The following is a 23,636-nucleotide window of genomic DNA, read 5'->3' as shown; positions in this document are numbered from 1 at the left end:
GAGTGGTAGTGAGGTGGAGGTGAGCGGCGCAAAGACCGCATAACCAACGCTCACCAGGATTCAAAAATAGCAGCCCTGGTGCGCCGGTTTTGGTGTCGCGTCTGGTGCAGCTCTTTGCAGCTTCCTGACGTGACCCTCCTGCGCCGGATTTATCGATCCGGCACAGCAGTCGATTGCTGTTCGCGCTCAGGCAGCTTCGACGCGTGCCCGGGCGCGGAATGCAGTAGGTGACATGTTGAGGCGCTTGCGAAAGACCTTGGCTAGCCGTGCACCGCTGCCCATGCCGCTGCGTCGCGCGATCTTGTCGATGGGCAGATCGCTCTCCTTCAGCAACTGGCATGTACGGTTCAATCTGGCGCACAGCAGGTACTCGGAGGGTGTCATGCCCATCTCCTCCCGGAACCGTCTCAGGAAGTTGCGCTTGCTCATTGCCACGGCCCGCGCTGCGTCGGCGACCGAGATCAGGCGATCACAGTTCGCCGCCAGCCACTTTGCAGAAGCAATGACCTTCTCGTTGCCCCTTGGTGCAGGAACTGGGGACTCCCGATGAATTTGACCCGTCCCGTCATCCTGCTGGAAGCGTGCTGTCCAGGGCTGAAGAAATGCAGGGCTGGTGCCCGTGTCCGGCGATACGCCTGCCGGCGTCTTGCGCTGTTCCAGGCTGACCTGCGTGACGGCCGCCGGGTGCGAACCGGCTTGAGGTGCGAGCAGCAACCGCACGTGATAAACACGACCCTCCACGCCGTCCAGCGGCGGCATTTCATTGACCACGTGCAGCACGCCGGTGATCGTATCCGGCACGCTATCCGACGTACCGTTCGCGAAGTCCTGGAAAAACACGATGCCGACTTGCGCGGTTGCAGTGGCCCAGTTGTAGTCTGGTGCACCCCGGCCCAAACCCAACAGGTGCAGATTGCGTTCAGCGTCGCCCATACAGCCTCCTTGGCAGGAAGGATTGCTTTCTATCGAGGCGGTGGGAACCTGCCGCACCGCGCTTGCATACGATCTAATGGCCCTGGCTGAATTCGTTCCTTCCCTGATCGGCCTGACTTTTGTCGATCATGGGTGAAGCTGGCTTTTTCCTTATCAGAAGACAATTGAAGGATGTGTCTTCTAATTAAATTCCATTGATCCTGGAAATTAAAAATAGCGCGTATTGACGAGGAAAAATGTAATCCAGGAGTTATCTATGACTCAATTAGATGAAAATAAAAGCCGTCGTAAAGATAACTACGGGATTCAAGAAACTATTCATTAATTTCCGACTGTGCGCTATCGCACATTCGATCACTCTTTCCCCTTCGCGAGCGGCATTCCGGGTACCTTCGGGGCGCCCCGGACCGGGCACAGCAATATTCGCGATGATTCATTTTGGCTCCGCAAGCTTTGACGGGCGGTGCAGGATGGCGGGCAACAGGGCAGCCATCAGGCCACGACTCACTGCCGGGTTTCAGACAACCCTCAGACGATCAGGGCAGGAGAGCGAACCGTCCGCGCATCCGCAACGGGACATTCCGCTGAAGCAGCTCGATGTCGTCAAGCGACAGGTGGCAAGTCCGCAGATACAAAGAAACCTGTCATTCCTCTCAATAATACATTCTTTAAAATTGCGGCTCACCAATTTAAAGATATTTGACAAATTTCTTCACAATTTTCGAAACTTTGATGACAAAATTGCCATCGAATGTTGGTACTTAATCTTAATAAGATTAAGAAAACGGGCAAGAGGTGAGGCTGTGGCAAGGCTGACGTCATGAAGGACGTCAGCCCGGCTAAAAAGATCCGGACACCGAACGGATCGCGCAAACGTTTGACGTATACGTCGATACCCGTTGTGATATCGAGAAGGCTATAAAGACGGTAGTCAAACGCGGCGCTGCGGAGCTTGGCGCAAGTCGTTTATCGAAGTCGAACATGTGCCGGTTGCATGACGATGTCTAAGCTTCTCAACCAAGCTTCTCGCTTGAGCACGTCGTCATTGAAATGAAAAATGGTAGCGGTTGTTCCTCACGCGCCAACATCTTGTCCGCATCGGTCAAGCCCGTTGCGCCTTCATTTCCCCTGCGTATCATCAGAGGTGTCAAGCAACCCCAAAGGATTCGAATGGTGTGAATGCGAGCGCTTGCAAGGACGCGACCTTGCGCTCGTGCTCAGCGGTGGTTTTGACGGGACGATTCCAGGCAGTGTGTCAAGCGAGCGACCATTAGGCGCCAGGCGCCAGGTGTCGTTGCCCTGAACTTCCCGCACCGGATCCGCTGCCAGCCGCGAACGCGGCCAGTACCCGGGCCATGGTGATCCGGACCGGAACCCTGTTTGGAACCTTGGCGTTGGTGTGCTCAGCGCTTATCGCACGCTGCCGAGAATCGCTTTTCAGTTGATCAACATGCTCAATCAAGTCATCTGGCCGGAATTCTCCAGGCGATACGGGGAAAAGGCCGACCAGACCATGCGCAAACGATATCGCCATGGAACAGCGGCGCCGTCAGGCGGCGCGACCTTGCTCCATTTCGCGGAATCGTTCTTGAAGCGCTGGGAGGCTCACGGGAAGGTTGCTTGCGTCCCCGGGTTTCTCAATCTTCTCATGATTGTCATTGCGCGCCCGGAGTCCTGCCAGGTTGGCCTGAGCTTGTGTGTCGCGCTGCCGTTCGTCTGCCTCAGTGTGTCCTGGTCAAGCAAGGGCGCCGCGTTTCTCGGCAGCAAGCATGCCGGGATCAACGGCGCAACCGCCGCCACGATGCTTGCGCGCGGGGGGACACTTGCATATACAACTTCTTCACCGGAGGATTTTTCGATGAGCGCATGACCATGCGAACAACATTCCTGGCGTTTCAGTGAACGACATGCGTTCCCGTGTGAAGGACGCTTCGGCTATCTGTACCGACGATTCGAACGGCGTCATGACCGGGACCCTTTCATCGTTTAACAAGGTTGCGAACAAGCATGCAGATGCGACAACTTTCTTTCAAGTTCCCTAGCGTGACAGGCCTGGTCAGTCTTGGGCTGGTGCTCAATCTGTTCCTGATGCGCCCGGCTGCGCTCGGAGAGAGCTACACATCGATGGGGATCGCGCTCTCGGTGCCGCTCACCGGTTTGCATGTGCTGCACAACATGAAGAGGACGCGGTACTCCAACGCGGTTATCCGCTGGGACGTCGCAACCTTGCTTGGCTTGCTCGGACTCTACTGGCTGTACATTTGTCCGATCTCGATCGTCTTCGAGATGTCGCAGCTCGACTGGATGTTCAAGGAGTTCATCGCCACCATGGTCGTCGCGCTGGCTTATGGAGCGTTTCTTATCGATGAGGAAGCCAACCGCACGTTTTTCAGGACGTTGTGCACGGTCATAGCCGTCCTCGGACTGTCCAGCATGGTGACCGTCGCGCTCTCGAACCTGCTCGGGGGCAAGGAGTCGTTGTTCCTGTTCACTGTCGACGTGAAGGGCTATACCGAAGTCACGCTGCATCAGCAGACCACCACCGGCGCTGTCTACTTCCCGTTCTCCATGCTTTATGGCGACTTTGTTTCGGGCTCGGTGAAACTCGACCGCTATTGCGGGTTCTTTCGCGAGGCCGGGATCTATCAGGCAGTGGCCTGCTTTTGTCTCGCGTACGAGGCCTTCACACGGCGTTCGAAGATAGTCATGTTTGGTCTGGCCGGCGGGACGATCTGCGCGTTTTCGTCACTCGGGATCGCGTTGCTCGTGATGACCATGGGTACCATCGCCCTGTTCTCGGGGGGGCGTGTTCGTACATGGCGCGTGGTGCTGACCGCAGTGGTGATCGGCCTCGTTTATCCCGTGTCCATGTACACCCCTTATATTGGTCTGGAAGATAAGGCAGTGACGCACGGCTCGTCGTTGTCCGATCGCGAGGATTCGATCAGGCGGGGTCTTGACGATGTGCGTCGGAATCCGTTTGGCAATGGGCTCTATTCAAGCCTTGCCACGAACGACGGCATCTGCCTGATCGCCGAGTTGGGCATGATGGGCTTGTTTGGATTTGGCTGTCAGGTGCTCTTGTTGTCCGGCTTCAGGCTTGGGCCTGGCATGAACTGGAAGAAGGTCGCGGCATGTACCCCATTATTGATCACCGCGCTGATCTCGCAGCCGATCGCGGGGGCGCCGATGATGTATGTCATTGGCATGGTGTTCGTGCCCCGGATGATTCCGCGCAAGGCCAAGGAGCCGCGGAAAATTGCCGGCTTTCGCGGCTTTCGGGAATCGGTCAACCTGTTTGCGCCCTCAGTTGCGGCTCATCAGCCGGTCGAGAGCCCGATGCCTTCGCCGCCCGTGGTCAACACACCTGATGCCTTGATCACTTGACCACGTTCTGGCGGGCTGCGCTGTCCTTCGACAGGCGCAGCGGAACGGGGCAGTTTGCGATGGTGTTGCCGAACACCGTAGACGCCGCTACCGCATTGATACCCTGCGTGAAGCCTGCCACATAGTTGCCTGTGACCGTGGTGTCGATGGTGCCGGGGTCCGGCAGCAAAATACCGATCGTCTCGCCATGCGGAATCGACGCGGTTGATGTAAGCGATGCAAGCGATCCCTGCACATGATTGGCCATGATGACGGCGCGCATGGCGGGCCGTGCGTCGTGGCTCGCGCTTGGATCGACGCCGAACTGGATGCCGTTGTTGGCGGCGAGCGCAGTCACGACATTCGCACTCACCGTCACCGCGCCGCTGGCGTCCTCAATATGAAGTGTCCCGTTCGCGCTCGCCGTGTTCGACGTCACCGTATTCCCGTAGACCACCAGTTCTGTCACATGCGCCACGTTGAGAGGCAGATCGAGGTGCAGGTTCTTTGGCGTGATTGTGTTGCCTTCTATCACCACGTTCGAGCACATGACGTGCGGTGTATTCACGCCGATCGTTGCATCAATACAGGTGTTGCCGCGGATGTGAATGTGTTGCGAAGGTTTCCCGAGCGGCTGCTTGCGGACGTTTTTGTCCATGCCGTCCTGGTTGTTGACCTGGACGCCGTATGAGCAGCCCTCGAACTGGTTATCGAGCACGTAGAGGCCGTTGAGACCTGTACCGAGGACCCACAGCCCGAAGATGTTCGACTGCAGCTTCGACGGTTCCGTGGTGTGCGCCGTGACGCGATTGCGAAAGAAGCGCTGGTTCGAGGCGTCATTGCATCCGTTGACAACGCCCTGCATCGGATTGCGTCCGAGGTTGGACAAATCGAATGCGAGCTCCGTCACGAATGTATCGCTGCCGCCCCATTCGAAAGCGTAACTGTCCTTCTCGCTATTGACGGCCATGGTCAGCGTTGCGCCTTCGCCGATGGTCGAGACGTCGCGTGCATAGATGCTGCCATTGGCCTGATATCGATGGCCACGTAGAAATACCGTACGACTGCTTGTGGCGCGCACGTGTGCGTACATTGCGTTGAACGCGGCGGTGTCGTCGCTCATGCCGTCGGCTTTGGCACCGAACATCATGGGTGTAATGACCGGCGGTTCCCGCATGAGCGCGGCGTGCGAGAACGGCGTAATTCCAGCCGTGGCGGAGGCGGTGGATGCGGCAGACGCCAGCCGTCCAGCAGTGCCAGCCGCGCTCAACAGGGCGGCGTTGATCAGCAAGCGGCGTCGCGAACGTCCTGTAGGGTTCATTGAATGACCGGTGGGAGAAGCGGTCCCGGAAGCGTGCGGGACGAGGTACGAACAGGGAAACCCGATGTTAACGGATAACGTCCCTGAACGGCCGCTTCATTCAAGACGCCGCGCCTTCGGGAAGTGCCGTCAGTTGCGTGACCGGGGACAGGACGATCACCCCTAACTGGATCGCGAAGGCCACGCTCGACATCAGCAGGCACGCGCCCACGCCTGTCTGCGTCGCGAGGGCGGCGCCCAGCAGCGCGCCAACGGGACGCGCTCCATAGGTGGCGGTGCTCATGATGGCCGACACTCTGCCGAGCATGGCGTGGGGTGTGATCGCCTGGCGCAATGTGGTTGATCCGATCGTCCACAGCACCGGACCGGCGCCGAGCAAAAAGAAGCTCACGCAGGCCATCCATACGTCTGGCGAAAATAGTGTTGCGCTCATCAGCACCGATGCCAGGAAACCGCACAGAGGGCCGATCACCAGTGTCCGGCCGAAGGAAATCCGCCGGGACACTTCAGGCCCCGCCAGCGCACCGGCCACCATGCCCGCTCCGTAGGCTGCCAGGCTCATGCCGATCACCCATGACGACATATGCAGATGGCGGGCCGCGTAAGCCACGTAGACCGCTTGCAAGACGAAATAACCGAGGTTGAAGAAAACCGCGGTAAGGAGAATGGGGCGAAGCAGCGGGCCGCGGAATACGAAAGCCGCACCCTCGCGTACTTCGGCGAGGAAATGCCGCCCGGTCCTGGGAGGATGCGCCGAGATGGGCAACGCACACAGCAGCGCGACGGCGAGGGCCGACAGCATGGTCGCCAGCGCGTAGGCCCAGCCCGCCCCCACGGATCCTACGATCACCCCGCCTATTGCCGGGCCCGCCGAGTACGCCACGCTTCTCGCCAGCTCGATACGCCCGTTTGCTGCCGGCAACGCGGCGCGGGGCACGAGAGAGGGAACGAGCGAAGGCGCCGCGACGCTATAAGCGACCGTACCCGCCGCGCCGATAAAACCGCAGACAGCGAGCAGTGGGAGTGTGAGGAGGTGGGCTCCGATCAGCGCGAGGATCGTGATCATTGCCAGTACGCGAACGGCTTCTGCACTGGCCATGAGTCCGCGTCTGGAGTGACGGTCGGCATAGACGCCCATTGGTAACGAGAGCAGCAGGAAGGGGAGGGTCTGGGCGGTTTGCAGCAGGCCGGTTTGCGCAGCGCTTGCGCCTAGCAGGAACACTGCAACGAGCGGCGCGGCGGCAAGACTGATCTGTTCGGCGGACTGCGCCAGCAGATTCGACCATGCCAGACGATGGAATGCGGGCGGTAAGGAAATGCGCTGGTTTGGCGGGGGATGCATGACGTGAGGCTCCTTGGGAGGTGGCCTGATCATCATGCTGTGCCAAGGCGCGCGATACGCCCCGGATCTTGCGCTTACGTTCAGCTACGCCAACGGTTTCGTCATGGACGGCTAGTAGTAGTCGTCTTCCAACTGATGTCGTACCGCCAGGATCGTTACTGTATCTCTATCGTCAATTTCAAATAGCGCTAAATATCCGGATCTCCCGAAAGGGATGATCAGTTCCCGCAGAAAGGGAAGATTGGACTGTGCCTTTCGACAGGTAAAGGGTGAGGCGCGAAGCGTGGCAATGCCCTCGTAGACTGCGCGAAGAGCGCGCTCGGCCAGCGATACTTCCTGCGTATCGGGTGTGAGGATGAAGTCGTAAAGTCGTTCGAGATCTTCTGCGGCACTACCGGTAAAGCGTATTTCGAACGTCATCGGCGCGTCTTGCTCCGCGCCTTCGCGGCGTCTAGCCGCTTACTCAAGCGAGAAAGTACTTCCTCGGCGGAAATGTAGTCGCCGCTGCGTTTCGCGTCGTCACGAGACGCAAGTCCTCGTGCGACGAACTCACTATGATGCTGGCGACGGAGGATATTTTCGCGGATCGCCTGTTCGACAAAACCGGAGAGACTCTCACCTTCCTGCAAGACGCTTTCGGCGGCCTCGCGCAATTCTGGCTCGACCCTCACCGACGGGAAAGTAGCTGTTTTCATGATTCATGCTCCATGCATCGCAATTGCGATGCATTGTCGCCCTTTTTCAGTTTGAGCGCAAGGGATCACGATTCAGCGCTCCGCCCCCTCACGCTCGCCAAGGACGGCCACTGCTTAAAGCTTCCCGCGCCAGGGCACCAGCCGCCGCTCCAGTGCGCGCATACCGAGATCGAAAGTCCACGCGATCAATCCGATCAACACGATGCCCATCACCACGACATCGGTTCTGAGAAAGCTCGATGCGTTCAGCACCATTTGCCCAAGTCCGGCCGTTGCCGCCACCATCTCGGCCGCGACAAGCGTCGTCCACCCAAACCCGATAGCGATCCGCAAGCCCGTCAGGATCTCGGGCAACGCAGCCGGCAGAACAACAAAACGTACGACCTGTGCGAAGCTCCCGCCAAGCGAATACGCTGCGTTCACCTGTTCCGCGGTAGCGCTCCGGGCACCTGCCCGTGCCGCCATCGCAATCGGCGCGAAGCAGGCGAGATAGATCACGATCAGCTTCGCGGTTTCATCGATACCGAACCAGATCACGACCAGCGGTAAATAAGCGAGCGGCGGCAGGGGCCGGTAAAACTCCAACGGTGGATCGAGCAGGCCCCGTGCGATGCGGCTGACCCCCATCAGGATGCCGACAGGCACAGCCGTCACGCTCGCTAGCGCGAACGCGCCGAACACGCGGATGGCGCTCCACAACAAATGCTCGGACAGCGGCAGACCGCCTTGAATACGGCCATTCCACGCGTCGATGAATGCGCTCCACACCGCTTGCGGCGAGGGCAGGAAAAGCGGCGCCACCCAATGAAATGACGTTGCCGCCCACCATAGCGCGGCAATGGCGGCCACCGACAGCACACTCAGGACTGCAGTCGGGCCTTCGCCCGGAAGGCCACGCCGTGGCTTGCGGCGGCGCTGTACTTGAGACACGGTCACAGCAGGCGGCAGCGAGTCGATCGAACTCATCAACCCACCTCCTGCAGCGTAGCGTGCGATCCGTCGTGCAGTCGCCTAACCAGCCGCTCGCGCCATTCAATGAACGTGGGCGACGACTTCACCGCGCGTGCGTCGCGCGATTCGAGAAATTGCCGCGCAAACGGCAACGCGTGGCTTTCGGCAATGCGGCCGGGACCCGGCGTCATCAGGACCAGCCGCGTTGCGAGGAACAGCGCTTCTTCCACGCTATGCGTGATGAAGAAAATGGTCTTGCGGGTGCGGCCCCAGACATCGAGCACGAGTTCCTGCATGGTCTCGCGGGTGAGCGCGTCGAGCGCGCCCATGGGTTCATCCATCAGCAGCACCTGCGGATCGCTCGCAAGCGCGCGTGCTATCCCCACGCGTTGCTGCATGCCGCCCGAAAGCGCATACACCCGCGCGTTCGCGTGCTTTTCCAGGCCGACCAGGGCCAGCGTTTCGCGTGCTATCTCAAGACGCCGCGTCCGTCCGACGCCCTGAAAACGAAGTCCGAGCGCGACGTTGTCAATCACATTCAGCCAGGGCATCAGCGCATATTTCTGAAACACGACGCCGCGTTCGGCGCCGGGCCCGACGATCAGCTCACCATTCAGGCGCGCCTCGCCGGCAGTCGGATCGATGAAGCCTGCGAGGCAGTTCAGCAAGGTTGTCTTGCCGCATCCGGAGGCGCCGAGCGCAACCACGAACTCGCCGCTGTCGATCTGCAGGTCGACGCCCGCGAGGGCAGCCGTTGTCGCGCCCTCATAGGTCACGCCGAGGCCGCGAATGTCCAGCGTGCTCATCGCGATGCATGCTGTACGAAGCGTGGGTCGACACCGACCGAATAGTCGGGCAGCACGTTCTGGATCGTGCCTTGCGTCTTCAGGAAGGCTGCGGTGGCGGCCAGCGACTTCGCGGCGCCCGACTGAGCGCCGCCGCCAAGCCAGGCCGGTGAAGCCTGCTCGGTGACGGTCGGGAAGGCGTAAAGCGCAAGACTGGCGGGCACGTCGGCAGCGGTTGCCCCCGATTCCTGCGCCACGTCCTGAACCTGCTTCGACCCGGCTATCCAGGCAGATTTGTTGTCGCGATACTCAGCGTCGGTAGCGGCGAGCACCTTGACCAGGCCCGTGACGAACGCGCCGTTATCCTGCGCGAACTTGCGGCTGACGGCGAAACCGTCGAAGGTCGCCTTGCCGGTTTCCTTCGCGACTTCACCCGATGTAATCAGCACCTTGCCGTTCTTCTTGACCTTCGCCAGCACCGGGTCCCAGATATAGGTGGCGTCGATATCACCGCGTTCCCACGCCGCGGCCACTTCAGGCGGCCGCAGGTTCAGGATCTTTACAGTCGACGGATCGACCCCGGCGTTTTGCAACGCGACCAGCGCGTGGAAGTGAGAGGTGGAGACGAACGGCAGGCCGATCTTCTTGCCCTTGAGATCGCTTATCCTGGTCACGCCCGAGCCGTCGCGGGCAACGAGTGCTTCGGCGTCGTTGATGTTGTCGAGGATCCAGAACAGGGAAATATCCACGCCCTGCGAGAGGCCGGCCGCGATCGGGCTGGAACCGGCTTCACCCAGTTGGATCGACCCGGATGCGAGCGCGCGGATCACATCGGCGCCGCTTCCGAGCTTGCGATACGTCACCTTGTAGCCCGTCGCTTTTTCGACTGCGCCGCTCACCTGAGCGTAACGCCACGGTACGACCATGTCCTGATAGCCGATCACGACTTCACGCGACTGCGCATGAGCGGCGCTCGCGGCCACGGCGAAGAGTGCAAAGCCGGCGCACGCGCGCAGAGAGGAGAGAAAGCGTTTCATCGGAAGCCCCGGTTCAAGTGTGTCTTGTGGAAGGGTTTCGACTATAAGCAATCCGCGCTCAAGCGGTTAGAAGCATTCGTGCGTTGCAAATGACGTTGCTCAAGCGTTGCTTTGCACGTTGTGCTGGAAGTGCCAAGCCCGCTTTTTATGCGGTCCTCAGCCGCTTTTCAAATGTGCGCGTGAGCCACGAAATGGGATAGCAGTACGCGAAGAAGATCACGAGCGTCGCAACGTAGGTCAGCACGGTAAAGCTGCTGCGTGCAACCGTACTGCTGGCGATCTGCGCGGTGTCCAGCAGGTCGTGGATCCCGACCAGCGACGACAGCGCGGTGCCCATGGTGATGATGGCGTACACGTTCATCCACGGCGGCAACATACGGCGCACGCATTGCGGCACGACTATTTTCAGCAGGATCTGCCGGCGGGAGAACGCAAGCGAAGCAGCGGCTTCCCACTGCGCGGAAGGGATGGACGCCACCGCGCCGCGAAATACTTCCGCTATGTTTGCGCTCGCCGGCAGGGCGAGCCCAAGCATCACTTTGAGCCAGTCGGGAAACGGCACAATGGTGCCGAACGCATGGATCTCGAAGGGAAACACATAGGTGGTGAAATAGATCAGCACAAGCCACGGCGCATTGCGAAATGCGACAATCCACACTCTTGCCAGCCGCCCCGCGAATGTTTTCGACATCGCTAGCGCGCCCGCAAGCAGCCCAAGCACCGTCCCTATGAAAATCGCGCCAATGCTGATCAGCACGTTCATGGCGAAGCCGTGGAGCAGTGCCGGCGTCCATTCAACGAAGCGCGCCAGTGTCTCGCCACGCGAGCCGGCCTCGGGCGCGAGCGACCACAACGCGGCGCCCGCCGCGAGCACGCCAACAACGCCATAAATGCCCGGTGGCAAGCGCGTGATGGCGAGCTTGCCACCGGTGGAAGCCGAATCAGTAGCCATAGCCGGGAACCCTGTAACGGCGTTCGAGCCAGCGGCCGGCTAGCGTGACCAGCCAGGTGAGCGCGCCGAAGAAGGCGAGAATCAGCAGCATCAACGCAAGCACATTGTCGCGCTGGGTCCAGATCATGATGGACTGGTAGGTCACGTCCCCCACCGCAATAGCCGATGCCACCGCAGAGGCTTTCACCAGTTCCACCATGTTGTTGACGAGCGCCGGCAGGGCCGCGCGCAACGCGAGCGGCAGCTCGATGCGCCAGAAACGTGTGGCACGGCTGAGCCCAAGCGAAGCCGCACCTTCCAGCGTTTGAGAAGGCAGTGCGTCGAAGCCTGCACGCAGCGCTTCTGCGTGAAATGCCGCCTTGTGCAGTGACAATACAAGCACGACCCAGAAGAAGGGCTTGAACGGGTTATCAATACCGCGCGCATGCAGCCATTGCGTGATCAGCATGTTCAGCACGAGAAACGCGCAGTAGAGCTGCACCAGCGTGGGCGTGTTGCGGGTGACTTCAATAAAACCGCGCGCCAGCCCGGAGACCAGCCGGTTGCGGCCGCGCAGTGCGAGCAGCAACACGAGCCCGGCAACGGCGCTGGCTGTCATGGTCGAGACAATGATCTCGATGCTCACGCCCAGGCCCTGAACGAATGGCACGCGCTCGTAGTCGTCGAGCAGGAAACGGTAGTCAAGCCCAAGACGCGCTGTCGCCATGATGAAGCCGTGCAGCAGCGTGTCCATGCTAGTTCTCCGCAGGCAATTGACGATGCCACTCGGCTAGCGCGGGCGAGGGCGGGTTGAGGCCGTTCTTCGCTTCGGTCGCGATAAACCAGCCGTTGCGATGCAGGTCGCGCACGAACGTATCCAGCTTCGCGGCGGTGTCGTGCTCGCCTTGACGCACCCAGATCACCGACGGCGCAGGCTCTATCTCCGGTTGCAGTGGACGGTAGTCACGCCACTCCGGGTCGCTCTGCAATAACGGATAAAGCAGCGGTGCAGCGTCATGGACGGCCGCGACGCAACTCCCGCCGCGCAACGCGAGCAATGACTGGGACGAGCCTGGGAAGGCCCGCGGAATCGCGCCGTAGCGTTCCACTATGGGGCGAATATAACTACTGCCTTGAGAGATGCACACCGGCTTGCCGCGCAAGTCTTCCCAGCGCGTAATACCGCTGGTTTTAAGGGTGATTGCCGTGCCGCCGACCCGGTAATAGGGTGTCGCTACGTGGTCCAGTATCTCGCCGCGCTGGGCGTTGTATTCCATGTTCGCGATCAGGATGTCGACCTTGCCCTGCTGAAGAAACTGGACCCGCGTGGAAGGCAACACGGACACCAGTTGCACCTTCGCGCCCAGTCTTTTACCGAGTTCGTTAGCCAGGTCTACATTGAAACCGCGGGGTTGTTGGGTCGCGGGATCGAGCGAACCGAATGGACTGCCGCCGATCAACACCCCCACCGTGAGTTCATGGCGGGAGTTGATTTTGTCGAGGGTGGCATCCGCGTGTGCGGCAAAGGACGCGGTCATGGCCGATGCCAGCGCAATGAGAGCAATCAGGCGGCGGAGGTTCGTCAGGATCATGGAGATGAAAACGGCAGGAGAGCCAGACAGAATAGGTAATTGCCGGTGCATCGCCAAGGAAGCGAATCTGCTAAGCAAATCACCGCGTGGTGGATTAAGGCCTCAAAAAAACGCACGCGAGGGTTTGGTGCGTCGTTAGCAAGCGGGCTGCTATCTATTCGACGAATGCTTGGTTATCGAAAAGGGGCATGGTTCTTAGAATCTTCGCTCCAGCATGCTTTCGTGCGCTTGAGAAGGAAACCCGCGATGACACAGTTGATTCTTTCGAAACATGCGGTCAGCGCTCCTGTAACAACACCTGAAGAGGTCGTATGAATCGACTTGCGCTTGCGCTCGACCCGCTTCAGGATGCGTCGGCGCTTGCGTATGCACCGTCGCGCCAGGGTGCCGCAGGGAGTGCCGATCCCGTGCTGGTTTCATTGCGCGATGTCCACCTCTCCTACGGCCCGGTGCACGTGCTCAAGGGTATCGACCTGAGCGTGCGGCGAGGCGAAGCCGTCTCCATCATCGGGCCTTCGGGCTCGGGCAAGTCAACGCTTTTACGTGTCATCAACGGCCTCATCGCGCCGCAGCAGGGCGACGTGCACGTGGATGGAATCGATGTCCGCGCGCAGCGCACCGACGCGCAGAAAATCGCGCTGCGCAAGCACATCGGCTTTGTGTTCCAGCAGTACAACCTGTTCCCGCACCTGAACGTGCTCGCCAACCTGACCATTGCGCCGATGAGCGCGCTCGGGCGCTCTCGCGCCGAAGCCGAGCACGACGCGCACGCGCTGCTGGCGAAGGTGCGGCTGGCTGACAAGGCCCATGCGTATCCGGGCGAGCTGTCCGGAGGCCAGCAGCAGCGTGTCGCTATTGCACGAACGCTTGCCATGCGCCCCGACCTGATTCTCTTCGACGAAGTGACCTCTGCGCTCGATCCGGAAACGGTGGGCGAAGTGCTTACAGTGATTGGCGAACTGGTGGATGACGGCCAGACCTGTGTGCTGGTCACGCATGAAATGCGCTTCGCCGAAGACGTGAGCGACGAAGTGTTTTTCACCGAGGGCGGCGTGATTGTCGAGCACGGCGCGCCGTCGCAGATTTTCAGCGCCCCTGAGAACGAACGCACGCGCCTGTTTCTGCAACGCGCACGCGGCGAGGACCGGCGCGCACTGCGCAAACGCTCGCGAAGCGGTGCCGCTCTGGCTTTGGCCACCCCCTGATTCTTGCAAAACTACTACGAACCTATCCTGACATGACCGCAACCTCCATACCCGATCAGATTGGCGAACGCCAGGCCGCTGTTACCGCATTGCTGGACCATGTACGTCATATTGTGGAGAAGCAGGGCGTGACGCGGGCCGCGCTCGATGCCATCAGCAATCATCTGCAGGCGCTTGCCGCGGATCACGCCGAGTTGTTCTCCGCCGCAGATTTCCCGCCGCCGCAAGCGGGCAGCGGGGACACGTCGACACGATACCGGCTGAATCCCGGCGAGGACGGGTTCGCGCTTTATCTCAACTCGCTGCTGCCCGGCAAGACCACGATTCCGCATAACCACGATACATGGGCGGTCATCGCTGCACTTGAGGGCGAGGAACTGAACCGTGTCTATAACCGTACAGACGACGGTGCCGACCCCGAACGCGCCACACTCGATCTCGACCGTGAAGTCGTGGTGCGTCCGGGCACACCGATCGCGTTTCTGCCCGAAGACATTCACAGCATCCATGTAACGGGTGAAAGACCCACGCTGCATTTCCATCTCTACGGGCGGCCGCTGGAAACACTTTCCGGCCGGCTCGGCTATGAACTCGATACAGGACGTGTGGTGCGCTACAACACAACCCACATGCATCGCGGCACGCAGGCGGTTGGCTGATGAATGCCCCAGTGCAGCACAAAGCGACGCGCCTGATGCGCGCCGGTGCGCCGGCGTTTGTTGATGGCACTGCGCCAGTCAACGTGCCGGTCGAACGCACGAGCACGGTGCGTTTCGAAAGCACCTCGAGCCAGGCGGCGCTGCATAAACGGCGCGACGCGGGGGAGGCGGTCAGCACCTATGGGCGGCATGGCACGCAAACGCACCGGGCGCTTGAAGCGGCCATCGGCGAACTGGAAGGGGCGCGTGACGTGCTGCTTGCCCCGTCAGGTCTGTCCGCAATCTCACTGGTGTTCATCGGCTTGTTGTCGCCGGGCGATCACGTGCTCGTGCACGACGGCGTTTATGGGCCCGTGCGTGAACGGATCGAACCGCTGCTGACGCGGCTGGGTGTTGCCTTCAGCTATTTCAGCGCGGCGGACGGCTTGCCGCATAAGCTGCTTCAGGCCAACACGCGCCTGATCTATGCAGAGTCGCCGAGTTCGTTCCTGTACGAGATTGTCGATCTCCCGGCGCTTGCGGATTTTGCTCACGAGCAAGGGGTCCTGCTCGCCGCCGACAACACGTGGGGCGCGGGCTTGCTCTATCAACCGCTGGCGCTGGGCGCGGATATCTCCATCCAGGCCGTCACAAAGTATCTGGGCGGACATTCGGACCTGATGCAGGGCGCGGTATCGACCGCGGATGCAGCAATCGGGCAGCGCTTGAGAGAGGCTCACGACGCACTGGGCTTGAGCGTCAGCGCCGACGACGCCTACCTTGCATTGCGCGGCATCCGTACGCTGCCCGTACGCCTCGCGCAACACGCGCGCGGCGCGTTTGCCGTGGCGTCCTATCTGCAACGCGTACGCCAGGTCACGCGCGTTTTCCATCCGGCGTTGGCCACGGATCCCGGACACGCATTGTGGTCGCGTGATTTCCACGGCGCGAACGGGCTGGTCTCGTTCGCCTTGCGTGATGCCGATACCAGCCTCGCTGCCGCTTTCATCGACGCGTTGCGGCTATTCAGCCTTGGCGCGTCATGGGGCGGTTATGAAAGCCTCGCGCTGATCGCCCCGCCGCGGCGCTTGCGCACACATAGCTACTGGCAGGGACAGGAAGCCGTGATCCGGTTGCATATCGGGCTGGAAGACGCGGACGATCTCATTCTCGACCTCGCACAGGCATTTCGCAGCGTGCTGTCCTGAATCGCTGCCCACCTCTCATTGCGACCCTGCTCAAATGACCTCAATCCGAAACGATGTGGCTGATGTGCCTTTCGTCGATGCCTCCACTGTCCGCGCATGGCTCAATGACGAAGCCGAAATCGCCTTGCTCGATGTCCGCGAAGCCGGGCAGTTCGGCGAAGGGCATCCGTTCTTCGCGACCCCGTTGCCCTACAGCCGGCTGGAAATAGACGCGCCGCGACTGGTGCCGGGACCCGGCACACGGATCGTCCTGCTTGACGATGGCGAATACGCCGATAGCACAAGTATTGCGGTACTCGCGGCACGGCGCCTGAGCGCGCTCGGTTACACCAAAGTCTCTGTGCTGCACGATGGCGCACGCGGCTGGCTGGCCGCGGGTTATACGCTGTTTAAAGGCGTGAACCTGCCATCGAAGACCTTTGGCGAACTCGTCGAGCACGCGCATGGGACGCCGCATCTTTCGCCGGAGGAGCTTGCGGTTCTGATCGAAAAAGGACAGGCTCATGCGTTGTTCGATGGACGCACGCTCGATGAACATCGAAAGATGACGATCCCTGGTGCTGTTCCCGTGCCGAACGGAGAACTGGCATACCGGATCGGAACGCTTGTAGCCGACCCTGCGACGCCGATCGTGATTCATTGCGCCGGCCGCACGCGCAGCATTATTGGCGCGCAGACCTTGCGCAATCTGGGTGTGCCGAATCCGGTGATTGCGCTGGAGAATGGCACGCAAGGCTGGGCGCTCGCGGGGCTCAAGCTCGAACATGGCAGCGAGCGCCGCTACCCGGAGGTCTTGGACGAAGCATCGGTTGCCGAGGCGCGCACGCGTGCGGCTACGCTTGCTGCGCGCTTGGGCGTTGCGACGCTCGACGCTTCGGCTGCGCAGGAATGGCTTGCTGATCCAGATCGGACGACCTTTCTGATCGATGTCCGCACGCCGGAAGAGTTTGCGCGCGACGGTCTGCCGAGCGCCATCCACGCACCGGGAGGGCAATTGGTACAGGCAACTGACCAGACCATTGGCGTGCGGCGTGCCCGCGTGCTGCTGGTTGATTACGACGGCGTACGTGCTCCCGTGATTGCTACGTGGCTCGTACAGCTAGGCTTTAAAGCCGCTTTGGTCGATGCCCTCAATGCAACTACGCTACACGTTGGCAAGCGGGTTGCACCGGTGCAATCATCCTTGCCGCTGCTCGATACAGCGGCGCTGCGCGAGGCGGCGACGGGCCATGTGCTGCTGCTCGATTTGCGATCGAGCGCGGCTTACCGGCGGGAACATGCTGCTGGTGCGCACTGGTCGATTCGTCCGCAACTCGCCAGGACGCTGGCGGCGCTCAAAGCCGCCCCGGGCGACACGCTGCTGTTATTCGCCGATGAACCGGCGGTTGCGAACATCGCGGCTACCGACCTGCGCGGGTGGGGTTTCACCTCGCTGTATCTCGCGGCCAACGGCATCGACACCTGGAAAAAAGCGGGCCTGCCCGTGGTGTCTACGCCCGATCTTCCTGCCGATGCGGCGCACATCGACTACCTGTTTTTTGTTCACGACCGCCACGATGGCAACCTCGACGCCGCCCGCCAGTATCTGGATTGGGAAACAGGTCTGATCGCGCAGTGCGCGCCGGACGAGCTCGCTGTTTTCCGTATCGATACACCCGCTACAGAAAGTCCCAGCCAATGAAATTTCGCTTCACCACCTTATTGAGCTTTACCCTGACTGTGCTTGCACTCTCGCAAGGCGCTCACGCCGACGCCACCCTCGACCGGATCAAGTCACGCGGCACGCTGACGGTCGGGGTCGTGCTCGACGGCACCTACGGTTCACTCGACCCGCAGACCCGCAAGCCTGTCGGCTACAACGTCGAACTTGCCCAGGACCTTGCTAAACGCCTCGGCGTAAAGTTTGAAGCCGTGGAAGTCACGCCGCCGAACCGGGTGCAATTCCTTCAGCAAGGCAAGGTTGATGCGCTGATCGCGAGCATGCAATACACGAAGGAGCGCGACGAGATATTGAGTTATGTGCCCACGCCGTTCGAGGAGATCGGCGGCTCGGCGATGGTTCACAAGGGGGCGGGTATTCACAACTGGAGCGATCTCCGCGGCAAGCCGGTTTGCGTTTCGCAAGGCAGCAACTACACGCGTCCGCTGATTGAACAATACGGGGCACAGGTCAGGGGTTTCAAGGGCATGCCCGAAGCGCTGCTGGCGCTGCGCGGCGGGACTTGCGTGGCGTCGGTTCATGTGACGCCCGGCATTCAGGCGCGGCTCGCCAGTACCTCCGGCGAATGGCAGGACTACGAGTCGCCAATGCCTGATCAACTGATCCCATCGCCTTCGGTAATTTGGGTGCGCAAGGGCGAGACAGACACGGTCGCGGCATTCGACAAGATCGTGAAGGAGTGGCACCGGAGCAGTTTTCTCATCGATGAGGGCAACAAGTGGCATATGCCGCCCTCAAAGCAATTGCTCGCGTGGCATCAGGAGTATTCGTCGAAATGAGTGCAGGGCCAAGGGCCGGTCGCGCTGCACCGGCCTTTCAAACCCGCTTAGAACCTGGCTCGAATGCCGCTGAAGATTGCGACTTGCCGGTTGGTCGATGACGCCGTTCCCGCATCCGCAATAGCGGCGATCTTGCTATAGCCGCTGCCCACGCGGGTAGATGCATCGCCGGAGGCCAGTTGATACACGCCTGACAGATACAACTCGGTCCGCTTCGAGAGCGCGTAGTCCAGGCCCAGCGTGAACTGATGCCAGCGCGGCTTGAGCGTGGCGCCGCCGGTTCCCGGCAGTCCGTTGGCGCGGCCGTCTGTGAATGTGTACACGCCGATCAGCGTGGTGGCGCTCGTTAACAGGTAACGCAGGTTGGCGTCGTAGTTGTTGAACTTGCGCGACGAGCCGTCGTTGTAGTCGAGTTGCGTATGGCTGAATGCGAAGCCCGCAGTGGCCTTGCCGATTGCATAGTTTGCTCCGCCCACTGCTATTTGTTGGCGCGCTACGCCGCCGTTGAGTCCGTAGAAGAGCGCGCCGCTGTAGTCGTCCCCGGTGGTCGTGGTCGCACCTCCCACTGCGCCGCTGGTATTCGACGTACTGTCCGGATGATTCAGCACGACATACCCGGCGCCTGCCGAAAGCGGACCCGCTACGTAGTTCGCTGAAACGCCCCACGCGCGGTTATTGCTGAAGCCCTGGCCGGTGCCGTTGTTTGCTTGATTGCTGAACGCGTACAGCGTATCGAGCGTAAATCCGGAGAATGAGTCGCTGCGGAACTTGACAGCGTTGTTGACGCGGAAGGTTTGGTTCAGGTTGTCGTTGTCGCCTACGTGCGTGGCGGGGGACCAGAAGCCTGAGCCCGCATATTGCGCAACGAGATCGGCCAGCGGTTCGTACTGGCGTCCTAGCGTGACCGTGCCTATGCCGGTCTTGGTCAGACCCACGAACGCTTGCCGGCCAAACTCCCGGCCGCCTTGCCCCAGCGTGCCGTCGTTAGGGCGAAAGCCGTTCTCCAACGTGAAGACCGCGGCGAGGCCACCGCCCAGGTCTTCGGTGCCCTTGAGGCCCCAGCGGCTGCCGCTCAGCTTGCCGCTGGTCTGCTGGAAGTTCTTCGCGCCCTTCTGGTTGTTGGTGTAGGCAATCCCGGCATCGACTATTCCATATAGCGTGACCGAGTTCTGCGCCTGCGACATTCCAGGCGTGATAACAAGCATGCCGGCAGCGCCCGCGAGTACGGCTCGTTTCATTGTTGTCCTCTTGTTCCAGGTGGTTTTAACGAATCTTTCGGATCCCTATATTAGGGTTTGGCGACGCTGGAATGAACGATGAATTTAAACTTCGTAATGCATATGATCTTGATTTGTAATGTACTGACGCCGTGATTTGAAAATAAGATGTAAGCGCCGCTTCCCTGGTCGATGTGTTCCGCAAAAAGCGTCTAAGCAAAGTTGAATTGCTTGGTTGCCAGCACGCGTATCCCTTTTCAATATCTCGGCCATCTCTCCCTTTCCTGATCGACCTCACGCAATGACAACCACCTCTAATCCCGATGCAAACGCGCTCGAAGCGCTGCGCCTGTCAGGTCCCGACCCGGATAACTGGGTGCCGGACCGGGCGGGTATCGACCACAACGTCGTGATCGTCGGCGGTGGACAGACCGGCGCCGCATTCGCTTTCGCGCTGCGGCGCGCGGGTATTGGCAAGGTGTCGGTGATCGATGCGGCAACTGACGAAGCGGGTGCCGGCGTATGGCTCAACCGGGCGCGCATGAACAAACTGCGTACACCGAAGACGCTCATAGGGCCGGAGCTCAGCGTCGCGGGATTGAGCTTTCAGGCATGGTTCGAAGCGCGCTGGGGAGCCGCGGCGTATGCGGATATCGATCGGATTCCCCGCGCGCGCTGGGCCGAGTATCTCGGGTGGTATCGCCACTTCCTGAAGATCCCGGTTCGCTATGGCACACGTCTCACGCGGATAGAACCGGTGGACTCGCACTTCCGTTTGCGTCTGCTGAACGCCGCCGGTCACGAGCATGTAGAGACGGCACGCAAGGTCGTCCTGTGCAACGGAGTCGCCGGCAACGGCGCTGCGCAGGTACCGCCTGTGCTGCACGAGAACCTGCCGCGCACGCTTTACGCGCATACCTCGGAGGCTATCGATTTCAAGGCGCTGCGGAATAAAACGGTAGCGGTGATCGGCGGTGCGGCGTCTGCCTTCAACGCGGCCGCTACGGCACTCGAAGCGGGCGCCGCGCAGGTGCATCTCTTTGTGCGTCGTGACGCGGTTCCCGCCGCGCCTATTACGCGTACTAGAGCGTATCCGGGTGCGTACGACAACTACCCGCAGTTACCGGACGCTTTCCGCTGGCGTCAGGCGTTGCGCTTCCGGAAGGCAGGCTCCACGCCGCCGGTCGATGCCGTTGAACGCGTGACGAAGCATCCGAACTTCCATCTGCATCTTGGCGCGGCCTGGAGCCACGCCAGCGTGGAGGGTGGGCGTATTGCAGCGCGGGTGGGCAACGAGCAGTTCCAGTTCGACTTTGCAATCGCGGGTACGGGCTACCTTGTCGACCCGGCTGTGCGCCCCGAGCTCTCAGCGGTATCGAAGGACATTCTTTTGTGGCGCGACCGGTACGTTCCCGAGGATCACGAGCGCGACGACTATCTCGGCGCTCATCCGTATCTCGGCGCGGCGCACGAATATCTGGAGAAGATCCCTGGAACAGCGCCTCATTTAGCGAACCTTCACGTGTACAACCCTGCGGGTCTTGTCAGCTTCGGCGTGCCGGTAGGCGACGTGCCAAGCATGAAGCGCGATATTCCGGCGGTGGTGAGCCGGATCAGCCGCGATCTTTTTCTTGCCGATCTCGATCGTCACGAAGTCCGCCTGAACGCAGACGTGCCTCCGGATTTCAACGAGACGCTCTACGCGCATAGCGTGTGGCAAGGCGAGAAGGCCGGCATCGCCTAACAATCATGCAATCGATAAAGCGCGTGAGCTCATAAACATATCGCAAACGAATAATTGTTAAGAGACCGAAGCGTCGCTAGTCTTGGCGTTTGTAGCAATGTAACGCGCTGCGGAAACCCCGGGCTCCAATGCTGTGCACGGAGCTTCTTTCAACGTAACGAGGACCTTCCCCATCATGTCCGGCACTCCTCATTTCGATTCAGCCTCCGGACACCCCGGCGTCGGCTTCCAGCCGCAAGCGGCGGGTATCCGGACGCAACCGGCCCGCGTAAGCGCGGCGTCTTCGAGCGAGACGAGCAGGAGCCTGCTGCCGGCGTGGCTGGCCGCGCTCGCGTGGCTTGTCAGCGCAGGTCTGACGCACTGGTGGCCTGACGCCGGTGACTGGCCCTACACCAGTCATCTTCTGGTCCTCAAGCTGGTGCTCGCGGCGACCGCGCTGCTGATAGGCGTGACGGCCCGCAGAAGCCTCCTGGCGCGTCAGCCCGATACGTCTCCATCACGCGCCGAACGATGGCTCGCGGCCATGCCCTGGCTCGTCGCGCTCGCGGTGGGTGTGACGGCCTGGGAAGTACTCACTGCGAAACTCGAATGGCTGCCGCGGCCGTTTTTTGCCCCGCCGCAATCGCTGATCGCCGTTTTTTTCGATGATTTCCCGCGCCTTGGTTCAAGCATCGCCCATTCATTCGGATTGCTTGCTTACGGTTATGTGATCGGAGCCGTGGTGGGCTTTGTGACGGGAGTCGGCATCGGCTGGTCGCGAGTGGTGGGGTACTGGCTGCATCCGGTATTGAGACTGATCGGTCCATTGCCCGCCACCGCCTGGTTGCCGCTGGCGTTCTTTTTCTTTCCGTCGAGCTTCAGCGCCAGTGTGTTCCTGATCGCGCTCGCCACCGGCTTCCCCGTGGCCGTGCTCACGTGGTCGGGCGTGGCCGGGGTCAACAGCGCGTTCTACGACATCGCCCGCACGCTCGGTGCACGGCCCGGTTTCCTGATCCTGAAGGTTGCGATACCGGCCGCGTTGCCGTCTGTGTTCGTCGGGCTTTTCATGGGACTGGGCGCGTCGTTTTCCGTGCTGATCGTGGCGGAGATGATGGGCGTCAAGGCAGGGCTCGGCTGGTATTTGCAATGGGCGCAGGGATGGGCGGCTTATTCGAACATGTACGCCGCGTTGCTGGTGATGGCGCTGATGTGCTCCGGGCTGATCACGTTGCTGTTCCGCTTTAGAGACCGGTTACTCGCCTGGCAGAAGGGGTTGTTGAAATGGTAAGCACGCAAGGCATCGCGCAAGCAGCACAGCCGGCATTCAAGGCCGCGGCAACCGGTGCGCGTATCGACGTCAGCGACGTCAGCCACCGGTTCTCGCTGCACGGTGCAGCGCTGCCGGTTCTCGACGACGTCAGCTTCTCGGTCGCCCCGGGTGAGTTCGTCGCGTTGCTAGGGCCGAGCGGTTGCGGCAAGTCGACCCTGCTCCGACTCGTTGCCGGACTCGATGCTCCCGCGGTTGGCACGGTGTCGTCGAACGGGGTCGCCATACGCGGTCCGGACCCGTCGCGGGTCGTGGTGTTCCAGGACCCGACCTTGTATCCGTGGCGCACGGTGCGCGCCAATGTCGGCCTTGGCCCGGAGGCGCAGCGAAGGCGCAGGCGGTTTCCGTGGAGCCGGGACCGGTCGGTCGAGCCTCTTCCGGCAGGGGAGCGTTCGGCGGAACAACGCATCGACGCCGCGTTGCAACTGGTCGGCCTGACGGACTTTGAAGCGGCGTATCCGCATCAGTTGTCCGGGGGCATGGCGCAGCGTGTTGCGCTGGCGCGCGCGCTTGTCAACGATCCCGAGTTGCTTGTACTCGATGAGCCCTTTGGCAAGCTGGACTCTCTTACGCGGCTGCGCATGCAGGGAGAGCTGGTGAAGTTGTGGCTGGATGCGCGTTTCTCCGTCCTGCTTGTGACACACGATGTGGAAGAGGCGTTGTTCCTCGCGAACCGGGTGATCGTTTTCAGCGAGCGTCCGGCGCGCGTGACGGCGGAAGTGCGCAATGACGCGCCGTATCCGCGTCATCGCGACGACCCCAGGCTGGTTGAACTCAGGCGCGAAGTGCTTGCGTTACTCGGTCTGGTTGCTTGAGGGGGCGGGTGCGTTGGCAACTCAATTACCCGACCGGAACACGTAGACAAG

At 61.1% G+C, this 23,636-nt stretch carries 22 protein-coding genes; 10 read left to right on the top strand and 12 right to left on the bottom strand.

The features are described from left to right. Positions 1 to 186: 186 nt before the first annotated feature. Positions 187 to 933, bottom strand: coding sequence for a helix-turn-helix domain-containing protein (locus AWB69_RS50705; protein WP_062083094.1), 747 nt, complete (start codon positions 931 to 933; stop codon positions 187 to 189). 1,399 nt (positions 934 to 2,332) lie between these two features. On the opposite strand from AWB69_RS50705, the gene AWB69_RS05685 reads away from it, so the two are divergent. Together AWB69_RS05685 and AWB69_RS05680 are read left to right on the top strand one after the other, a co-directional pair. After that, the gene (locus AWB69_RS05685; RefSeq protein WP_062083092.1) at positions 2,333 to 2,803 is read left to right on the top strand and encodes a hypothetical protein; all 471 of its coding nucleotides are present in this window, start codon (positions 2,333 to 2,335) and stop codon (positions 2,801 to 2,803) included. Between the two features lie 143 nt (positions 2,804 to 2,946). Beyond that, positions 2,947 to 4,320, top strand: a complete 1,374-nt coding sequence (locus AWB69_RS05680; protein WP_156528751.1) for a hypothetical protein — start codon at positions 2,947 to 2,949, stop codon at positions 4,318 to 4,320. On the opposite strand, the gene AWB69_RS05675 is transcribed toward AWB69_RS05680, so the two are convergent. From AWB69_RS05675 to AWB69_RS05630, 10 genes are all read right to left on the bottom strand, one after another. Then, complete coding sequence (locus AWB69_RS05675) at positions 4,313 to 5,620, bottom strand: hypothetical protein (protein ID WP_156528750.1); 1,308 nt, start codon at positions 5,618 to 5,620, stop codon at positions 4,313 to 4,315. The genes AWB69_RS05680 and AWB69_RS05675 overlap by 8 nt on opposite strands. A 100-nt stretch (positions 5,621 to 5,720) precedes the next feature. Beyond that, complete coding sequence (locus tag AWB69_RS05670) at positions 5,721 to 6,962, bottom strand: MFS transporter (RefSeq protein WP_062083086.1); 1,242 nt, start codon at positions 6,960 to 6,962, stop codon at positions 5,721 to 5,723. Between the two features lie 111 nt (positions 6,963 to 7,073). Further along, complete coding sequence (locus AWB69_RS05665) at positions 7,074 to 7,382, bottom strand: type II toxin-antitoxin system RelE/ParE family toxin (RefSeq protein WP_062083084.1); 309 nt, start codon at positions 7,380 to 7,382, stop codon at positions 7,074 to 7,076. Beyond that, entirely contained in the window at positions 7,379 to 7,657 is a 279-nt protein-coding gene (locus AWB69_RS05660) for a YlcI/YnfO family protein (protein WP_062083081.1), read from the bottom strand. Before AWB69_RS05660 ends, AWB69_RS05665 begins: the two co-directional genes overlap by 4 nt. Before the next feature lie 114 nt (positions 7,658 to 7,771). Further along, on the bottom strand, positions 7,772 to 8,623 hold the full coding sequence (locus AWB69_RS05655) for an ABC transporter permease subunit (RefSeq protein ID WP_062083078.1): 852 nt from the start codon (positions 8,621 to 8,623) through the stop codon (positions 7,772 to 7,774). Further along, positions 8,623 to 9,414 (bottom strand): taurine ABC transporter ATP-binding protein, encoded by a 792-nt coding sequence (locus tag AWB69_RS05650; protein ID WP_062083075.1) that lies wholly within the window; start codon positions 9,412 to 9,414, stop codon positions 8,623 to 8,625. Before AWB69_RS05650 ends, AWB69_RS05655 begins: the two co-directional genes overlap by 1 nt. Beyond that, a complete protein-coding gene (gene tauA, locus AWB69_RS05645; RefSeq protein WP_062083073.1) occupies positions 9,411 to 10,430 on the bottom strand; it encodes a taurine ABC transporter substrate-binding protein in 1,020 nt (339 codons plus the stop codon). Before tauA ends, AWB69_RS05650 begins: the two co-directional genes overlap by 4 nt. 145 nt (positions 10,431 to 10,575) lie before the next feature. Continuing rightward, positions 10,576 to 11,382 (bottom strand): amino acid ABC transporter permease, encoded by an 807-nt coding sequence (locus tag AWB69_RS05640; protein ID WP_062083071.1) that lies wholly within the window; start codon positions 11,380 to 11,382, stop codon positions 10,576 to 10,578. After that, positions 11,372 to 12,115, bottom strand: a complete 744-nt coding sequence (locus AWB69_RS05635) for an ABC transporter permease subunit (protein WP_062083068.1) — start codon at positions 12,113 to 12,115, stop codon at positions 11,372 to 11,374. Before AWB69_RS05635 ends, AWB69_RS05640 begins: the two co-directional genes overlap by 11 nt. Position 12,116: 1 nt before the next feature. Beyond that, positions 12,117 to 12,899 carry a transporter substrate-binding domain-containing protein gene (locus AWB69_RS05630; RefSeq protein WP_231936990.1) on the bottom strand — a complete coding sequence of 261 codons (783 nt, stop codon included), beginning with the start codon at positions 12,897 to 12,899 and terminating at the stop codon, positions 12,117 to 12,119. A gap of 365 nt (positions 12,900 to 13,264) precedes the next feature. On the opposite strand from AWB69_RS05630, the gene AWB69_RS05625 reads away from it, so the two are divergent. From AWB69_RS05625 to AWB69_RS05605, 5 genes are read left to right on the top strand one after another with little or no spacing between them, the layout of a single operon-like run. Further along, entirely contained in the window at positions 13,265 to 14,158 is an 894-nt protein-coding gene (locus AWB69_RS05625) for an amino acid ABC transporter ATP-binding protein (protein ID WP_082913271.1), read from the top strand. 32 nt (positions 14,159 to 14,190) lie between these two features. After that, positions 14,191 to 14,817: a cysteine dioxygenase family protein gene (locus AWB69_RS05620; protein ID WP_062083061.1), complete on the top strand. Its 627-nt coding sequence runs from the start codon at positions 14,191 to 14,193 to the stop codon at positions 14,815 to 14,817. Continuing rightward, positions 14,817 to 16,004: a cystathionine beta-lyase gene (gene metC, locus AWB69_RS05615; RefSeq protein WP_062083059.1), complete on the top strand. Its 1,188-nt coding sequence runs from the start codon at positions 14,817 to 14,819 to the stop codon at positions 16,002 to 16,004. Before AWB69_RS05620 ends, metC begins: the two co-directional genes overlap by 1 nt. Before the next feature lie 55 nt (positions 16,005 to 16,059). Beyond that, positions 16,060 to 17,685 (top strand): rhodanese-like domain-containing protein, encoded by a 1,626-nt coding sequence (locus AWB69_RS05610; RefSeq protein ID WP_231936989.1) that lies wholly within the window; start codon positions 16,060 to 16,062, stop codon positions 17,683 to 17,685. Further along, positions 17,682 to 18,503: a transporter substrate-binding domain-containing protein gene (locus AWB69_RS05605; RefSeq protein WP_062083055.1), complete on the top strand. Its 822-nt coding sequence runs from the start codon at positions 17,682 to 17,684 to the stop codon at positions 18,501 to 18,503. The genes AWB69_RS05610 and AWB69_RS05605 overlap by 4 nt, the downstream gene beginning before the upstream one ends. A gap of 47 nt (positions 18,504 to 18,550) precedes the next feature. Here the strand turns inward: AWB69_RS05605 and AWB69_RS05600 are convergent, their stop codons facing one another. Then, entirely contained in the window at positions 18,551 to 19,741 is a 1,191-nt protein-coding gene (locus tag AWB69_RS05600; RefSeq protein WP_062083053.1) for a porin, read from the bottom strand. 280 nt (positions 19,742 to 20,021) lie between these two features. Between AWB69_RS05600 and AWB69_RS05595 the strand changes: the two genes are divergently transcribed. The 3 genes from AWB69_RS05595 to AWB69_RS05585 all read left to right on the top strand — a co-directional run bounded on the left by AWB69_RS05595 (position 20,022) and on the right by AWB69_RS05585 (position 23,585). Further along, a complete protein-coding gene (locus AWB69_RS05595) occupies positions 20,022 to 21,464 on the top strand; it encodes an NAD(P)-binding domain-containing protein (RefSeq protein ID WP_062083051.1) in 1,443 nt (480 codons plus the stop codon). Between the two features lie 175 nt (positions 21,465 to 21,639). Beyond that, the gene (locus AWB69_RS05590) at positions 21,640 to 22,731 is read left to right on the top strand and encodes an ABC transporter permease (protein WP_082913270.1); all 1,092 of its coding nucleotides are present in this window, start codon (positions 21,640 to 21,642) and stop codon (positions 22,729 to 22,731) included. Then, on the top strand, positions 22,725 to 23,585 hold the full coding sequence (locus AWB69_RS05585; protein WP_062083048.1) for an ABC transporter ATP-binding protein: 861 nt from the start codon (positions 22,725 to 22,727) through the stop codon (positions 23,583 to 23,585). The genes AWB69_RS05590 and AWB69_RS05585 overlap by 7 nt, the downstream gene beginning before the upstream one ends. The last annotated feature ends 51 nt before the right edge of the window (positions 23,586 to 23,636 follow it).

The sequence above is a fragment of the Caballeronia udeis genome, from assembly GCF_001544555.2.
GTDB classification, from domain to species: domain Bacteria; phylum Pseudomonadota; class Gammaproteobacteria; order Burkholderiales; family Burkholderiaceae; genus Caballeronia; species Caballeronia udeis.
This window is presented reverse-complemented; position numbering and strand designations above follow the sequence as displayed.

Coding starts and splice junctions, on each gene's coding strand:
- AWB69_RS50705 (WP_062083094.1), bottom strand. CDS start 933: ATGGGCGACGCTGAACGCAATCTGCACCTGTTGGGTTTGGGCCGGGGT.
- AWB69_RS05680 (WP_156528751.1), top strand. CDS start 2,947: ATGCGACAACTTTCTTTCAAGTTCCCTAGCGTGACAGGCCTGGTCAGT.
- AWB69_RS05675 (WP_156528750.1), bottom strand. CDS start 5,620: ATGAACCCTACAGGACGTTCGCGACGCCGCTTGCTGATCAACGCCGCC.
- AWB69_RS05670 (WP_062083086.1), bottom strand. CDS start 6,962: ATGCATCCCCCGCCAAACCAGCGCATTTCCTTACCGCCCGCATTCCAT.
- AWB69_RS05665 (WP_062083084.1), bottom strand. CDS start 7,382: ATGACGTTCGAAATACGCTTTACCGGTAGTGCCGCAGAAGATCTCGAA.
- AWB69_RS05660 (WP_062083081.1), bottom strand. CDS start 7,657: ATGAAAACAGCTACTTTCCCGTCGGTGAGGGTCGAGCCAGAATTGCGC.
- AWB69_RS05655 (WP_062083078.1), bottom strand. CDS start 8,623: ATGAGTTCGATCGACTCGCTGCCGCCTGCTGTGACCGTGTCTCAAGTA.
- AWB69_RS05650 (WP_062083075.1), bottom strand. CDS start 9,414: ATGAGCACGCTGGACATTCGCGGCCTCGGCGTGACCTATGAGGGCGCG.
- tauA (WP_062083073.1), bottom strand. CDS start 10,430: ATGAAACGCTTTCTCTCCTCTCTGCGCGCGTGCGCCGGCTTTGCACTC.
- AWB69_RS05640 (WP_062083071.1), bottom strand. CDS start 11,382: ATGGCTACTGATTCGGCTTCCACCGGTGGCAAGCTCGCCATCACGCGC.
- AWB69_RS05635 (WP_062083068.1), bottom strand. CDS start 12,115: ATGGACACGCTGCTGCACGGCTTCATCATGGCGACAGCGCGTCTTGGG.
- AWB69_RS05630 (WP_231936990.1), bottom strand. CDS start 12,899: ATGACCGCGTCCTTTGCCGCACACGCGGATGCCACCCTCGACAAAATC.
- AWB69_RS05625 (WP_082913271.1), top strand. CDS start 13,265: ATGAATCGACTTGCGCTTGCGCTCGACCCGCTTCAGGATGCGTCGGCG.
- AWB69_RS05620 (WP_062083061.1), top strand. CDS start 14,191: ATGACCGCAACCTCCATACCCGATCAGATTGGCGAACGCCAGGCCGCT.
- metC (WP_062083059.1), top strand. CDS start 14,817: ATGAATGCCCCAGTGCAGCACAAAGCGACGCGCCTGATGCGCGCCGGT.
- AWB69_RS05605 (WP_062083055.1), top strand. CDS start 17,682: ATGAAATTTCGCTTCACCACCTTATTGAGCTTTACCCTGACTGTGCTT.
- AWB69_RS05600 (WP_062083053.1), bottom strand. CDS start 19,741: ATGAAACGAGCCGTACTCGCGGGCGCTGCCGGCATGCTTGTTATCACG.
- AWB69_RS05595 (WP_062083051.1), top strand. CDS start 20,022: ATGACAACCACCTCTAATCCCGATGCAAACGCGCTCGAAGCGCTGCGC.
- AWB69_RS05590 (WP_082913270.1), top strand. CDS start 21,640: ATGTCCGGCACTCCTCATTTCGATTCAGCCTCCGGACACCCCGGCGTC.
- AWB69_RS05585 (WP_062083048.1), top strand. CDS start 22,725: ATGGTAAGCACGCAAGGCATCGCGCAAGCAGCACAGCCGGCATTCAAG.